The 13,944-nt window shown below is 55.2% G+C and carries 12 protein-coding genes; 3 read left to right on the top strand and 9 right to left on the bottom strand.

Annotated features, from left to right (window positions below):
* Positions 1-14: 14 nt before the first annotated feature.
* The 5 genes from nusA to JJL52_RS01485 all read right to left on the bottom strand — a co-directional run bounded on the left by nusA (position 15) and on the right by JJL52_RS01485 (position 3,602).
* The gene (gene nusA, locus JJL52_RS01505) at positions 15-1,529 is read right to left on the bottom strand and encodes a transcription termination factor NusA (protein WP_202050610.1); all 1,515 of its coding nucleotides are present in this window, start codon (positions 1,527-1,529) and stop codon (positions 15-17) included.
* Positions 1,519-2,004, bottom strand: a complete 486-nt coding sequence (rimP, locus tag JJL52_RS01500; protein ID WP_202050609.1) for a ribosome maturation factor RimP — start codon at positions 2,002-2,004, stop codon at positions 1,519-1,521. Before rimP ends, nusA begins: the two co-directional genes overlap by 11 nt.
* A 417-nt stretch (positions 2,005-2,421) precedes the next feature.
* Positions 2,422-2,571 (bottom strand): DUF3096 domain-containing protein, encoded by a 150-nt coding sequence (locus JJL52_RS01495; RefSeq protein WP_202050608.1) that lies wholly within the window; start codon positions 2,569-2,571, stop codon positions 2,422-2,424.
* A 153-nt stretch (positions 2,572-2,724) separates the two neighbouring features.
* The gene (locus tag JJL52_RS01490) at positions 2,725-2,853 is read right to left on the bottom strand and encodes a DUF3096 domain-containing protein (protein WP_202050607.1); all 129 of its coding nucleotides are present in this window, start codon (positions 2,851-2,853) and stop codon (positions 2,725-2,727) included.
* Positions 2,854-3,233: 380 nt separating this feature from the next.
* A complete protein-coding gene (locus JJL52_RS01485) occupies positions 3,234-3,602 on the bottom strand; it encodes a thiol-disulfide oxidoreductase DCC family protein (RefSeq protein WP_202050606.1) in 369 nt (122 codons plus the stop codon).
* A 114-nt stretch (positions 3,603-3,716) separates the two neighbouring features.
* Here JJL52_RS01485 and JJL52_RS01480 point away from each other — a divergent pair, with 114 nt between their 5' ends.
* Together JJL52_RS01480 and JJL52_RS01475 are read left to right on the top strand one after the other, a co-directional pair.
* Positions 3,717-5,186, top strand: a complete 1,470-nt coding sequence (locus tag JJL52_RS01480) for a lipase maturation factor family protein (RefSeq protein WP_202050605.1) — start codon at positions 3,717-3,719, stop codon at positions 5,184-5,186.
* A gap of 53 nt (positions 5,187-5,239) precedes the next feature.
* Positions 5,240-5,659 carry a secondary thiamine-phosphate synthase enzyme YjbQ gene (locus tag JJL52_RS01475; protein ID WP_202050604.1) on the top strand — a complete coding sequence of 140 codons (420 nt, stop codon included), beginning with the start codon at positions 5,240-5,242 and terminating at the stop codon, positions 5,657-5,659.
* Between the two features lie 437 nt (positions 5,660-6,096).
* Here the strand turns inward: JJL52_RS01475 and JJL52_RS01470 are convergent, their stop codons facing one another.
* Both JJL52_RS01470 and JJL52_RS01465 read right to left on the bottom strand, forming a co-directional pair.
* The gene (locus tag JJL52_RS01470; protein ID WP_202050603.1) at positions 6,097-7,701 is read right to left on the bottom strand and encodes an ABC transporter ATP-binding protein; all 1,605 of its coding nucleotides are present in this window, start codon (positions 7,699-7,701) and stop codon (positions 6,097-6,099) included.
* Between the two features lie 38 nt (positions 7,702-7,739).
* Positions 7,740-9,095, bottom strand: coding sequence for an ABC transporter permease (locus JJL52_RS01465; protein WP_202050602.1), 1,356 nt, complete (start codon positions 9,093-9,095; stop codon positions 7,740-7,742).
* A 242-nt stretch (positions 9,096-9,337) separates the two neighbouring features.
* On the opposite strand from JJL52_RS01465, the gene JJL52_RS01460 reads away from it, so the two are divergent.
* Positions 9,338-10,567, top strand: coding sequence for a pyrophosphate--fructose-6-phosphate 1-phosphotransferase (locus JJL52_RS01460; protein WP_202050601.1), 1,230 nt, complete (start codon positions 9,338-9,340; stop codon positions 10,565-10,567).
* A gap of 228 nt (positions 10,568-10,795) precedes the next feature.
* Here JJL52_RS01460 and JJL52_RS01455 read toward each other — a convergent pair whose 3' ends face one another.
* Both JJL52_RS01455 and JJL52_RS01450 read right to left on the bottom strand, forming a co-directional pair.
* Positions 10,796-12,610, bottom strand: coding sequence for a hypothetical protein (locus JJL52_RS01455; protein ID WP_202050600.1), 1,815 nt, complete (start codon positions 12,608-12,610; stop codon positions 10,796-10,798).
* A 19-nt stretch (positions 12,611-12,629) separates the two neighbouring features.
* Positions 12,630-13,577 (bottom strand): multicopper oxidase domain-containing protein, encoded by a 948-nt coding sequence (locus JJL52_RS01450; RefSeq protein WP_202050599.1) that lies wholly within the window; start codon positions 13,575-13,577, stop codon positions 12,630-12,632.
* Between the last annotated feature and the right edge of the window lie 367 nt (positions 13,578-13,944).

Genomic DNA, 13,944 nt, shown 5'->3' with positions numbered 1-13,944 from the left:
CGCCTACTCCCGCCTTACTTGCCTTTTTCTTCAGAGAACCAGGGCTCCCGCGCCTTCATAATCAACTTCGCCGCTCGATCTTCATCCATTCCGGGTAAGCTCAGCAGGTCGTCGATCGACTGTTCAGCCAGATCGTCCATCGTAATTATACCGCGGCCGGCCAATTCATAAGCCAGCTCTTTGTCCATGCCTTCCATCTCGAGAAGGTCCTCGGCCGGCTCATTGGTTTCTATTTTTTCTTCCGCCGCGATCGCGCTGATTAATAAGGAATCTTTCGCCCGGCTGCGCAGCTCGTTCACCAATTCTTCGTCGAAGCCCTCGATTTCGAGCATTTCGCTGACCGGCACATAAGCGATTTCTTCGATCGTATTGAAACCGACTTCGACCAGCGTCATCGCAATGTCTTCGTCGACATCGAGTTCCCTCACGAACAGATCCTTGATCTTATTCGCTTCGGCTTCGCTGTTCGCTTCGGCTTTGGAGGCATCGATCACGTTCAGCTCCCAGCCGGTCAACTGGGTCGCCAGCCGAACGTTCTGGCCGCCCCGACCGATCGCCTGAGATAGGTTTTCGGTATTGACCGCCAGATCCATCGAATGCTTGTCTTCATCGACCACGATCGACTGGATTTCGGCCGGCGACATCGCATTGATCACATATTGCGCTTCGTTCGGATTCCAGAGAATGATATCGACCCGCTCGCCGGCCAGTTCGTTCGAAACCGACTGCACGCGCGACCCGCGCATGCCGACGCAGGCACCGACCGGATCGAGACGCGGATCGTTGCTCTTGACCGCGATTTTTGCCCGCGATCCGGGATCGCGGGCCGCCCCCATCAGCGTGATCAGGCCTTCGCCGACTTCCGGCACTTCCAGCCGGAACAGCGCCAGCAACAATTCCGAGGCGGTCCGGCTGACGAATAATTGCGGGCCGCGCGGCTCCGAACGCACGTCTTTCAAATAGCCGCGAATCCGGTCGCCGACGCGCACCGACTCGCGCGGAATCATGTCTTCCTTCGCGATGTAGGCTTCCACATGGCCGCCGAGATCGAGATACACGCTGCCTTTTTCGATCCGCTTGACCACGCCGGTAATCAGTTCGCCGACGCGGCTTTTGTACGCATCGACGATCTTCTTGCGCTCCGCCTCGCGAACCTTGTGAATGATTACCTGCTTCGCGGTCTGGGCGGCGATACGGCCGAACTCGACCGATTCGATCTCTTCCTGCACCAGATCGCCGACCTGGGCATCCGGATTATCGAAGCGCGCGACATCGAGCAAAATCTGCGTGCCCGGAAATTCGACATCGCCGTTGATTTCGCTGTTCGGCGCCACCACATCCCACAGCCGGTAAGTCTTGTAATCGCCGGTCTTTCGATCGATTTCCACGCGGGCTTTGATCGGAGTGGCATAGCGTTTGACCGTCGCCATTTCCAGCGCCGATTCGATCGCCTGGAAGACGACTTCTTTCTCGATCGCTTTCTCGTTGGAAAAAACATCCACGACCAACAAAATCTCTTTATTTGCCACTGCGTACTCCTTTTTCGATTAAATACTCCGGCACCAGACGCGCCTTACTGATTGCCGAAAACGGCACTTCGAAAGTTTGGCCGTTTTCAATCAGTGTAATGATATCTTCTTCGACTTTTTCGATCAGGCCGGTAATCCGTTTGCGTCCGCCGATCGCCTTGAACAGGTTCACCTGCACGGTATTGCCTCTAAAGCGCTCGAACTGGCCGAGCTTGAAGAACGGCCGGTCCGCACCCGGCGAGGATACTTCCAATTGATAATTGTCCGGAATCGGATCTTCGACATCGAGCATGCCGCTGACCTGATGACTGACTTTCGAGCAGTCATCGAGCACTATGCCGTTGTCGCTGTCGATATAAATTCTTAATAAGCCATGCCTTGGATGCGGGTGATATTCAATGCCGACACATTCATAACCCAAGCCCTCCACGATCGGCTCGATCAAGGCGACCAAATGTTCGGGAGCCTGCTTCATTTTTCCTCGCTTTTCACCGCACAAAAAAAAAGAGCCCAGGGCTCTTATCACTCACTAGCAAATGCTATCGCCACAAACACGGAGCCCGGAAAATAAAAAACCCCATGATGGGGCTTCCGTGTAAATGGCGGCCGAAACCTTCGAAATAACCGCTTTCGAACCTCTGCCGTTAGGATACGGCACGAATGGCCGGAACATCCTAAAAAGCTTAATATATCATAACGTTTAGCAATTTTCAAAGCGATTTAAGCATTCGGCCTGCTCCCCTGCGGAACTCGAGCCAGAAGCTGCAAGGCCGTACGTGTCCTTGCTCCTGGGACAGTTGCCGTTTTTCAACTACGTAAAAAACCATGATTTCCGCCTTCATCGCCTCATCCGCTCAACAAAACCCGCTTTCTCCCGGGAAAAGAGCAGGATTCAAGGCCTGGACATCAAACCCAATGCCCCGATTACGATCAGATAGATGGCGACGATCAGATTGAGCAGCTTAGGCATAATCAGTATCAGGATGCCGGCGGTCAGGGCCAACGCCGGTCCCGTATTGCCTTTAGATAAATTGATTTTCATAAACTTCCTCTTTCGGGCCGTAAGTTTACTTTATTCGATTCGGCTAAAAGATTTTCTCTATTGGCTTAAAGAATCGGATTCCTTAAAATGCCCGAGCTTATCGCAACTTTCGACAACTTGCAGGCGTTAATACTTTAGGGCGAGCTTGAGCGATTATTTGACAATGCCCAATATACCAATCAAAATCAGATAAAGGGCGATGATATAGTTCAATAAGGCGGGGCGAATCAGTATTAAAATCCCCGAAATCAGCGCGAGCGCCGAATGAATATCGACATACATAAAACCCTCTGCTTTCTGTTATAGAACGACGCCGTTGAAGCTCCTTTATTCCACCCTTTATACGACACGGCAATTCATCCTCAATCCGACAGCCCGCCGTAAACGGCCGCATTCGAAATTGACTGGTATCATTTGCCGTTTGGCGGAAAAATCCCGATATAGAGTTAATTTTTGTTGAATATATTGAACCGGAAACTCTTGTTCTGATTTTCCTGTTCGATTTAGAGTTCAAAAAATTTATTCAAACAGCTTTTTACGGGTCTTCATCATCGATAACTTGTCTTGTCGGTCTGAAAATCAAGGTTAAAAAACGACAAGTTGAAATTTCCGGCTGGGCAAGAAATTCAATATGCCCAAGCTCTGCTTTTGTCCCGATCACTTCACTCCAACACACCTCGCTTCTTCAAGCGCCGGTTCACCTGCCAATGGTAAAGGCCTGCCAACAAGGGACGAATAACCGGTAATCCTATTACCCAGGCCAGCGGCTTCAATACCGGCACCCGCCGCATTAACAGGATATAGGCATCGATTTCCGAATGAATGCGCCCGCCCGCATCCTGAACATGCAGCTCGCTCAGAGCCTTCCGGGGATCGATGCCGAGTTCCCGCAGGCGCGCTTCCCGGCCGGTAATGTCAAACCAGCAAACCTCTTCGTCGGATTTACCCGCAAGCCGCTCGTAATTTTGCCGGTCGCGGACGCATTGAGGACAGGCGCCGTCATAATAGACCGTCATTTTATTTTTCTGCATAATTAAACTTGCCTTCTTCATTCTGGCACAGCTAATGCTACTGAGAGAGTCGGAAAACACTGTTTCCGCCGTAAGCCGTCATGACATGCTCTGCGACATAAATTTGAATTCAAGATGCCTTTTCCGGTTCCCCGCATCAAACACAAACTAAACCGATGGCTTGCTGTCGGTCCGACCGATACGCTCGTTAGCTGGCTTTTCCTGCGCGGCCTGGCGATGATTTATCTGGCGGCGTTCGCCTCTTTATCGGTTCAAATCGAGGGTTTGATCGGCACGCAGGGCATCCTGCCCATTCAGGCAAAATTGGCCGAATCCGCTCAGTTATACGACAGCGACAAATATTGGCTGTTTCCGACGCTGTTCTGGCTCGATGCATCCGATCCGGCGCTCAAACTGGCCTGTTATGCGGGCATCATTTCGTCGCTCCTGTTGCTGTTGAATATACTGCAGCGGCCGGCCTTGATGCTCTGCTATCTGTTGTATCTGTCCTTAACGGTGGCGGGGCAGGATTTTCTATCGTTCCAATGGGACGTGTTTCTGCTCGAAGCCGGGTTCCTCGGGATTTTGCTGAGCTGGGGCTCAAGCCTTGTCGTGTTCCTGTACCGCTGGCTGATCGCGCGCTTCATGTTCATGGGCGGCGTCGTCAAGCTGGCCAGCGGCGATCCGGCCTGGGCCAGCCTGACCGCTTTAAATTACCATTACCTGACCGAACCGCTGCCGACGCCCCTGGCCTATTATGCTTATTTTCTGCCGGAATGGTTTCACAAACTGTGCGTAGCCGGCGTTTTCTTCATCGAACTAATCGTGCCGTTTTTCGTGTTCATGCCGCGGCCTTTCCGGCTGTTCGCCGCCGGAAGCTTCATCATTCTCCAGGCCGCGATCATCCTGACCGGCAACTATAATTTCTTCAATCTGCTGACGATTCTGCTGTGTCTTTGGCTGCTCGATGACAAGTACTTCTCCGACCGGCTGCCCCCGCGCCTGATTACCGCAATTCAAACTAAACCGCCGCGTCCGGGCCTCGCCGCGCATTTTTTCGCCGGCACCTGGGCCGCCTTGGTACTGATCGTCTGCGCTGCCACAGCCTGGATGCACCATTTTCCGGGCCGGACACCGCAGCCGCTCCGCGCCGCGGTGATCGCCACTTCGTCTTTCGGGATGATTAACCAGTACGGGCCGTTCGGCGTAATGACGACAGAGCGGCACGAGATCATCATCGAGGGCTCCAACGACGGCAAGGTGTGGCAGGCATACGAGTTCAACTATAAACCCGGCGATCTCTTCCGCGGGCTGCGCTGGAACATTCCGCATCAGCCCCGGCTCGACTGGCAGCTGTGGTTTGCCGCACTGGAAAAGCCCCGGCACGACACGTGGTTTCCGGCCTTCATGGCGCGCTTGCAGGAAGGGTCGCCACCGGTTCTCAACCTACTGCGAACGAACCCTTTTCCGGACCATCCGCCGGCGTTCCTCCGAGCCATGTTATACCGTTATGACTATGCCCCTCCGCAAGTTCGCGCCGAAACCGGCCAAATCTGGCGGCGCGAACCGGTCGGCCGATACTGGCCGCCGGACCGAACTCGATAAGTCCCGTTTTCAGGCCATGCTATGATGGACTTTTTCGGACTGAGGCCATCCCGATGTGGATACAAAAAACCTTCTTTCTGCCGCCGAAAAAACGCGGCTTTCATTTGGTTACGAACGAAATCCTTCAGGAAATCCCTGAGTTAAGCAATATCCAGTGCGGTTTGCTGCATCTGTTCATCAAGCATACCTCCGCCTCCCTGGCGCTCAACGAAAACGCCGACCCGACCGTGCGCCAGGATCTGGAAAGTCATTTCAACGAGATGGTGCCGGAGCGCGCGCCTTATTATCAGCATGATTACGAGGGCGATGACGACATGCCGGCACACATCAAGAACTGCCTGCTCGGCTCGAGCCTGACGATTCCGATCACGCGGGGCAAATTGAATCTGGGAGTCTGGCAGGGTATTTATCTCTGCGAGCACCGGAATCATGGCGGCAAACGGGAGCTTGTCGCTACGCTGCATGGCGAGTAAGAACCGGGATTATCAACGGGAAAAGGGCAGTCTTGTTCGGATTACCGGGGCGGGGCTTCAGCCCTGTAATACGGGTTAAGAGCTAAAGGCTGTTATGCTGTGAAAGCAGCCTATTTAAAATCCCCCCTGCCCCCCCTTTTTCAAAGGGGGGGGAAGCGGCATTGTCAAACGTAATTTTGTCGACGTAGTCAATACTCCGCTTTCCCCTTTTGAAAAAGGGGAAAGCGGCATTGTCAAAAAGAGGCGAGGGCAGGAGTCGCTTCAACAATGGCCAAAACGACATTCCACCCTTAGCCAAAACGGATCCCCTTTTTGAAAAGAGAGCGAGTAGGCTGGAGACATCCCCCTTTGAAAAAGGGGGCAGGGGGGATTTGTTCTGTATATAATTGATGGGACAACGCTGACGCAGCGCTTAATTCGCATTGTAGCCTCAACCGTCAGCTGACTTCCAAAACCGGCGCCGCCGCCAACAGTTTGCGGGTATAGTCGTGCCGCGGCTCCATCAGCACCTGCTTCACGTCACCATGCTCGACAATCCGGCCTCGATACATCACCGCGACTTCGTCGGCAATTTCGGCAACGACCGCCAGATCGTGCGTAATGAACAGATAGCTGACATTTTTTTCGCGCTGCAGGGTTTTCAAAAGCTCGATGATCTGCGCCTGCACCGACACATCGAGCGCGCTGGTCGGTTCGTCGCAGACGATCAGCTTGGGATCGACCGCCAAGGCGCGGGCGATGCAGATGCGTTGGCGCTGGCCGCCCGAAAACTCATGCGGATAGCGCTCTGCCGCATCGGCCGGCAAGCCGACCTGCTCGAGCAATTGCCGGACCTTTTCACGCCGGGCATCGGCGCCGGTCCCGGGATGCAGGGCGCGAATCCCCTCCGCCACGATATCGCCGACCAGCATGCGCGGATTCATCGACGAAAAGGGATCCTGAAACACGATCTGCATGTCCGCGCGCTTCTGCCGTAAGGCCTCGCCCCTCAATTGGCCGAAATCGACGCCATCCAGAAGCACCCGCCCCGCTCCGCCCGGAATCAGGTTCAGCAAGGCCTTGCCGAGCGTGGTCTTGCCGCAGCCGGATTCGCCGACCAATGCCAGCGTTTTGCCCCTTGGAATCGTGAAACTGACCCCGTCAACCGCGCGCACATAATCGACCACGCGCTTGAACAGGCCTTTGCGGATCGGATAATAGCAGCGGAAGTCATCGACCTTGAGCAGCGGCGGCGCCTCCCGGGGCTGGTGCGCAAGGCAGCTCTGCATCGACGGCAAAGCTTGCAGCAGCTTTTGCGTATAAGGGTGTTTCGGCTGTTCGAAAAAATCCGGCAGCGCGCCGGTTTCGACGATCTTGCCCTGCTGCATCACCGCGACCCGGTCCGCCAGCGTCGAAACCAGCGCCAAATCATGACTGATCAGCCACAGCGCCATGCCGGTCTGCTTCTGAATGTTTTTGAGCAAAACCAGAATTTGGGCCTGGATCGTCACATCCAGCGAAGTCGTCGGCTCGTCCGCAATCAACAACTCGGGCCGGCCCGCCAAAGCGATCGCGATCATCACGCGCTGCCGCTGGCCACCCGAAAACTGGTGGGGATAATCGTTGATCCGCTGCTCCGGGTTCGGAATTTCGACCTGACGCATCAGTTCCAGCACGCGTTCCCGCACGGCCGCTTTCGGCAGCGAAAAATGGCTCTCGAGCACTTCCGCGATCTGCCTGCCGACCGTCATCACCGGATTCAGCGACGACATCGGGTCCTGAAAAATCAAGCCGATGCGCCGGCCGCGGATTTCGCACAAATCCAGCTCCGAATGGGCGAGCAGGTTATCGCCGTTCAGCGTGATCGAGTCGGCTGACATCCGCGCGCTATCGGGCAACAGGCGCAGCACCGACAAGGCGGTGATCGACTTGCCCGAGCCCGATTCGCCGACCAGCGCAAAAGTTTCACCCGGATTGATCAAGAAATTGATGCAGTCGACGACTTTCTGACGGCAATTGAAGGCGACGCTGAGGTTTTGGACGGATAACAGAGGAGTCGTCATTAACGGTATGAAGTTTTTCTGGATAACATTAGGAAAATTTATTCACTGCTCACATTACCGCTCCGCCGCGGATCGAACGCATCCTGCACCACGTCCGCAAACAGGTTCGCCGCCAGGACCAGGATAAACATAAATACGAAAGCGGCGGCCAGCGACCACCAGACGACCGGCTCGCGGGCCATCTCCAAGCGTGCGCCGTTGATCATGTTGCCCCAGCTATAGGTGGTCGGATCGACGCCGATGTTGATGTAGGACAGTACCGCTTCGGCCAGCACCAATGCGCTGAAATCCAGCACGACCGAGATCAAGACGATATGCATCACGTTCGGCAGAATGTGCCGCGCCAGGATCGCTCCCTGTTTGACGCCCAACGCTTCGGCCGCCTTCACGTATTCCATTTCCCTGAGTTTCAGCGTTTCGGCGCGGAGCAGCCGGCACAGCCCGGTCCAGCTGGTCACGCCGAGGATCATGCAGAGAAACAGGAGGCGCATGTCGGCGCGCACCACCACGCTGGTGAAGGCTTCCTCGTGATTCGCCATGTATACCTGCACCATCAGGATCGAGGCCGCGATCAGGAGAACGCCCGGAATCGAGTTCAGCGTGGTGTAGACATATTGGATCACGTCGTCGATCCAGCCCTGAAAAAACCCGGCCAGAATCCCGAACAGGATCGCCATCGGCAGCATGATCAATGTCGTCAGCGTACCGATCACCAGGCCGGTGCGGATGCTTTTGATCGTCTGGTAAAACACGTCCTCGCCGACCTTGTCGGTGCCCAGCACGTGGTAATAAGAAGATAAATAACACAGCATGTAACCGGCCGTCACGATCCCGAAACCGACCGCCAAGGCGCTTTTCGCCGGCGCAGAGCCGTACAGGAAGCGCTTTTGCCGGGCGGCGAAAATTCCCCAGAGCATCAGCAGAAAAAACGCACAAAGGCTGGCACCCTGGAATAGGCCGTAAGCGGCTTTTTTCAGAACATCGCCGGCCAGCTGCCGCTCCGGATCGGCCAGATGCGCCCCGCCGTACTTCAGCCGCGGATAATCCCAGCGCGTCGCGCCGCCGTCCAGCGTGATCATTTCCTTGCCGTAGCCGAATGCCGCGAACGGTGCGGAATAAGTCTTTTCGCCCTGCCGGCGCAAAGGTGCGGCCCAATAGTCGAGCACGCTGATCACATCGTAACCGTCATCTCCCGACGCCTTGAAATGGATCGAATCGAGCACGCCGACCAGCACGAAAAACAGCAGCACGGTTAACGAGACCATGCCGCTGCGGCTTGCGGCGATTTGCCGGAACGGCCGCCGGAAATGCTCCTTGCCGCGCATATAGAAGCCGAGACCGATCATGATCGCGATCAGCAGAAAAATCAGGGCATCGGTCCATAAAACGATCATGCGAAACAACCTGTTCGGGGAGAAATGAAAGCCAAGCTTGCGTGCTATTTTCCCATAATTCGGGCCAATCGCGGCATTTTGATAAAGCCGGGCGTTTTTCGGGTTCTATGATAAAATCGGTCGGTTCAATTCCGACGTCCCGCATCGAACCGAAGGCATGATGCGGCACAGGAAAGGCATGACAGCACAGAGGCCTCGTTGTGCCCAAGCATTTTCTCCATCACATCATTATAAAAACGCACATGAACAAACCTAAGAAAGTTGCAATTTTGACCGCCGGCGGCCTGGCGCCCTGCCTGAATTCCGCGATCGGCAGCCTGATCGAACGCTACAACGAAATCGATCCGTCGATCGAAATCATCTGCTACCGCAGCGGTTACAAGGGCCTCCTGCTCGGCGATTTCTACAAAGTAACTCCGGAAGTGCGCGCCAATGCCGGCCTGCTGCAGAAGTTCGGCGGCTCGGTGATCGGCAACAGCCGCGTCAAGCTGACCAACGTCAAGGATTGCATCAAGCGCGGCCTGGTCCAAGAAGGACAGGACCCGCAAAAAGTCGCGGCCGACCAGCTGGTGAAGGACGGCGTGGACGTACTGCACACGATCGGCGGAGACGACACCAACACCGCGGCGGCCGACCTGGCGGCCTTTCTGGCGCAGAACAATTACGGCCTGACCGTAATCGGCCTGCCGAAAACGGTCGACAACGACGTGTTCCCGATCAAGCAATCCTTGGGCGCCTGGACCGCCGCCGAGCAAGGCGCGCGTTATTTCTGGAACGTGGTTGCGGAAAACAATTCGAACCCACGCATGCTGATCGTGCACGAAGTGATGGGCCGCAGCTGCGGCTGGCTGACTGCGGCGACCGCAGTCGAATACCGGAAGCTGCTCGACCGCGCCGAATGGCTGCCTGACCTCGGCTTGAGCCGCGATAGTTATGAAGTGCACGGCATCTTCGTGCCGGAAATGGATATCGACTTGGCTGCCGAAGCGAAACGCCTGCGCGAAGTGATGGACAAGGTCGACTGTGTGAACATTTTCGTATCCGAAGGCGCCGGCGTCGAAGCGATCGTTGCCGAAATGCAATCGAAAGGACAAGATGTGCCGCGCGATGCGTTCGGCCACATCAAATTGGATGCGGTAAATCCGGGCAAATGGTTCGGCGAGCAGTTCGCGCAGATGATCGGCGCGGAAAAAACGCTGGTGCAAAAATCCGGCTATTTCGCGCGCGCCGCCGCGGCAAACGCCGAGGATATCCGCCTGATCAAATCCTGCGCCGACCTCGCGGTCGAATGCGCGCTGCGCCGCGAACCGGGCGTGATCGGCCATGACGAAGACAACGGCAACGTACTGCGCGCAATCGAATTCCCGCGCATCAAGGGCGGAAAGCCGTTCGACATCGATGCGCCGTGGTTCGAAAACACCTTGAGCGCGATCGGCCAGACCAAAGGCAAAAAAGTCAGCACCGCACATTAAGCCCGCTTGGCCCATGATTCCCACGCTTCGCACTCATCGTTATATACAAGTCCTTCAAAGCTCAAGCATTGGCGTTCAACACTTGCTTTGAACGTGATAGAGGAGTAACCCAAAGCGAGCTTTGGATTACTCCTGCCGGTCCATTTATTGGAGCCGGCGATCGAGGTGTATAACGACGAGCGCTTCGCATGGGAATCATGGAACCGTCCTTCTCCCCGCCTAGGAAAACTATATCCCTTTCTGCTCGGGGGTCAAGGCATTAAGCCAGCCTTCCACTTCCGGACTTAACTGCCCTGTGCCGGACAACTTCAACGTTTCCTTCAGATTACCGTGCTCCACCAGCGGCAGCGGCAAGATCCCCTGACCGCCCATGCCGTTATAAGCTTGGATGCCGCTGTCTTTGGGATCGGACAACAATATCCGGCCGGCGACTTCCAGTTTATCCATGTCGATGACGATCAAATCGTTGGCAAATTTACTCGCCACATAGGCGTAATAACCGCCTCCTTTCTTCATCCCGAAATGAGCGCCATGACAACCCGGCTCGCAAGGCAGGCTCTTGATCACCTTGTTGGAGGCGGTATCGACAATGGTGATCGACGCGCTCAAGGTATTGGCGGTAACCACGTACTTGCCGTCCGGACTCACCGGCGTCTGGATCGGCAACAGCCCATAGGCTTCGCCGCTGATCTTGCCGGTCACCGGATCGTAGTCCGCGGCCAAATCGATGTCCATCAGCTTTTTCTTGCCGGGAACATCGATGACCGTCAGCGAACTCAGCAGCGGCGGCGTACCTAGCAGATTCGCCGCATAGGCGCGTTTTCCGTCCATGGTACCCCAGACGGCGATCGGGATGACACCGCCCGTAGGAATCTCGGTGTTCTGCTCGCTATCGAGGTCCACCACCGAGACACTGCCGGCAAGCGCATTGGGGGTTATCAAATACTTACCGTCATCGGTAATAAAATGGCCATGAGGCGAAGTATGCGGCCCGGTGTTGATGCTATTCAGAGCGGAGGGACTCTTGCCGGGCGTCATCTTGAGCACCTGTTCGCCGGCATTGAGGGCGACATACAGGACATCGTCGGCCGGCCGAGTCATGACATGTGACGGCGACTCTCCCACCACGACATTGCTGTAAGTCTCGCCGCTGGCACGATCGAAGGTGAGCAGCTTCTTGTCGAACCACTGGGTCTGATAGATGTATTGATATTGTTTGTCGGTCCACATGTTGTGGGGGTTGTTCATATCTTCCTTGACACCCTTGAACTTGCCGGCCACACTCCAGTTTCCCGTATTGATCCGTGTCGCGGTGCCGACCTTTTTCTTACCGTCGATCTTCTCGAACTGCGTGTTGACCCAGACTTCGCCCACGCCCGGTGTTCCGGGCTTTTCCAATTCATTGGGCATGGTCATGCCGAGCGCGCTCAGACTGATCGTATTGCCCTCGATGTTGAGCGGAATGTCGGGCAGGCTGACCTCCCATTTGGGCTTGCTGTAATCGCGCCAGAGACTCGGGGTGGTGGCCACGAAAAAAGTCCGCAGCAGGCGTTTGGCAATGTCGCTGCTGGCCGGCACTTTGGCGCCGGTCACCAGTTGCAGCTCGCTGCCGACATCCAGTCCCTTCGTGTTCGGATCGTCCACCACGACCGCGCCGAACATGTAAGGGTGCACTTTGCAGGTAAAGACATACAGCCCCGGCTTGTCGAACTCCGCGGTCACGCTCGCGCTGGAGGGTTTTTCCTGGTCTATCGGGAAACTTTGGGCTCCGGAGGGCCACAACAGACTGGTGATGGTGTGCTCGGTATTGGTATCGGTCATCTTGATCATCGCCGCCTGCTTGGGCTTGATGACTACCAAGGCATCGCCGTCGACGGGATCTTTAAACCACAGTCCGGGTTCGTCGGACATCTCCAGCATCGCCGACGGCATCAGGCCCGGCACACTGAGGAGCAGGTCATCGCCGCTCGCTGGTGCCGCACAAACGGGAGTTCCAAGGTTCGCCATTACAATGGCCGCTGTCAACTTTAAAACTTTACTCATGATTGTGTCTCCTCAATCTTTATTCGATGACTCTGAAGCCACCCATCATGCCGCTTTGCATGTGCTGCAAAACATGACAGTGGTAATGCCAAGGCCCGGGGCCGACACCTTCGCCTGCTTTGATCACGAAGGATTCGCGCACAATCGGACCAATATTCACCGTGTCAACCAAATGCGTTGTTCCCGGTTGCAGCCAGCGATGACCGTGCAGATGGAAGGTATGGAACGCCGTGCCGATGCCGATGACATGGAAACGGACCAGCTCACCCTCGCGGGCTCCAAGGGTAGGGTTTGTCCACAGTGGCACCTGGCGATTGGCAAGATGATTGATTTCTGTGCCCCAGAATGTGGTCTCATGCATCCAAAGAACAAACTCGCGTTTAATATCTTTAATATCTACCCCTTTCATTTGGCCATCGACCATCGCCATTACCTTGCCGCCTTTTGGATTGACGATCAGCGTTCCGTACAATCCCTTATCCTCCGCTCCCAACATCGGATTGCCGAATGCATGATCGTGATAAGGCCAAGTTCCGGCAGTGCCCGGCGCGGCCGTCCATTTGTAGGTATAAGGCTTACCGGGAAATGCAGCCTGGTCGGCTACATGGTTGAACACCTTCATGGTGCCGTCGCTGTCGATTTTGAAATGAACGCCATGAACATGGATGCTTACGGGCTCATTCGAATCTTTAATGCCATGTTCTAAAGTCACTTCGGCTTGGTCTCCCTCGGTCATCACGATCGCGGGTCCCGGGATGGTCGGTTCGGTGCTGTAACGATTGGTAATGTCTTCGAGCTTCCCGGAAGCGTCGCGTATTTTGTGGCTCACCATTTGGTAAGCCAACTGCCCGGAGTCCAGTTTGCCAGCTTTCAAGGTGATCAGGTGAGTTTTCCCGGATTCCGTGCCGGCATTCGCCGTAGGCATCAATGCCCATGCACAGAAGATTAAAACGGCTATTTTTGTCATTTTTTATGCCTCTCTATCAAGTGAGCTGTAACTGAAGCTTCCTTCATCCAGCCGTGTCGAAAAAAACAGGACTGAAAAAATCCCTGCAGACTTTGGCAAAATATTGTCTTATGAAGTAACGGTCGATCCATCATCGATCGAGCCGCCCAAGAATTTTTCCAACTCCTCTTCAGCTGTGTGTAAAGCCTTGCAAGCGAGCTTGCTTTGGAACTGGAACTCCAATGGTCATATGAGGAGGACCCGGTGAGCAGCCGGTTTACAAAGAAGCTCCAGTTACAGCTAGTGTAGATCGCAAAACAAACTTTTGCAACTTAAAAGTTTTATAAGATTATTTATAATTTTAATTCAAGCGGAGAGGAACCTAATG

Source organism: Candidatus Methylomicrobium oryzae, from assembly GCF_016745425.1.
Classification (GTDB): domain Bacteria; phylum Pseudomonadota; class Gammaproteobacteria; order Methylococcales; family Methylomonadaceae; genus Methylomicrobium; species Methylomicrobium oryzae.
Note: the sequence above shows the minus strand (reverse complement) of the source record. Positions and strands in the feature narration are given on the sequence as shown.

What these genes read in the sequence shown, in the direction of transcription:
- rimP (WP_202050609.1), bottom strand. Translation starts at nt 2,004, where the DNA reads ATGAAGCAGGCTCCCGAACATTTGGTCGCCTTGATCGAGCCGATCGTG.
- JJL52_RS01495 (WP_202050608.1), bottom strand. Translation starts at nt 2,571, where the DNA reads ATGAAAATCAATTTATCTAAAGGCAATACGGGACCGGCGTTGGCCCTG.
- JJL52_RS01490 (WP_202050607.1), bottom strand. Translation starts at nt 2,853, where the DNA reads ATGTATGTCGATATTCATTCGGCGCTCGCGCTGATTTCGGGGATTTTA.
- JJL52_RS01485 (WP_202050606.1), bottom strand. Translation starts at nt 3,602, where the DNA reads ATGCAGAAAAATAAAATGACGGTCTATTATGACGGCGCCTGTCCTCAA.
- JJL52_RS01480 (WP_202050605.1), top strand. Translation starts at nt 3,717, where the DNA reads ATGCCTTTTCCGGTTCCCCGCATCAAACACAAACTAAACCGATGGCTT.
- JJL52_RS01475 (WP_202050604.1), top strand. Translation starts at nt 5,240, where the DNA reads ATGTGGATACAAAAAACCTTCTTTCTGCCGCCGAAAAAACGCGGCTTT.
- JJL52_RS01470 (WP_202050603.1), bottom strand. Translation starts at nt 7,701, where the DNA reads ATGACGACTCCTCTGTTATCCGTCCAAAACCTCAGCGTCGCCTTCAAT.
- JJL52_RS01465 (WP_202050602.1), bottom strand. Translation starts at nt 9,095, where the DNA reads ATGATCGTTTTATGGACCGATGCCCTGATTTTTCTGCTGATCGCGATC.
- JJL52_RS01460 (WP_202050601.1), top strand. Translation starts at nt 9,338, where the DNA reads ATGAACAAACCTAAGAAAGTTGCAATTTTGACCGCCGGCGGCCTGGCG.
- JJL52_RS01455 (WP_202050600.1), bottom strand. Translation starts at nt 12,610, where the DNA reads ATGAGTAAAGTTTTAAAGTTGACAGCGGCCATTGTAATGGCGAACCTT.
- JJL52_RS01450 (WP_202050599.1), bottom strand. Translation starts at nt 13,577, where the DNA reads ATGACAAAAATAGCCGTTTTAATCTTCTGTGCATGGGCATTGATGCCT.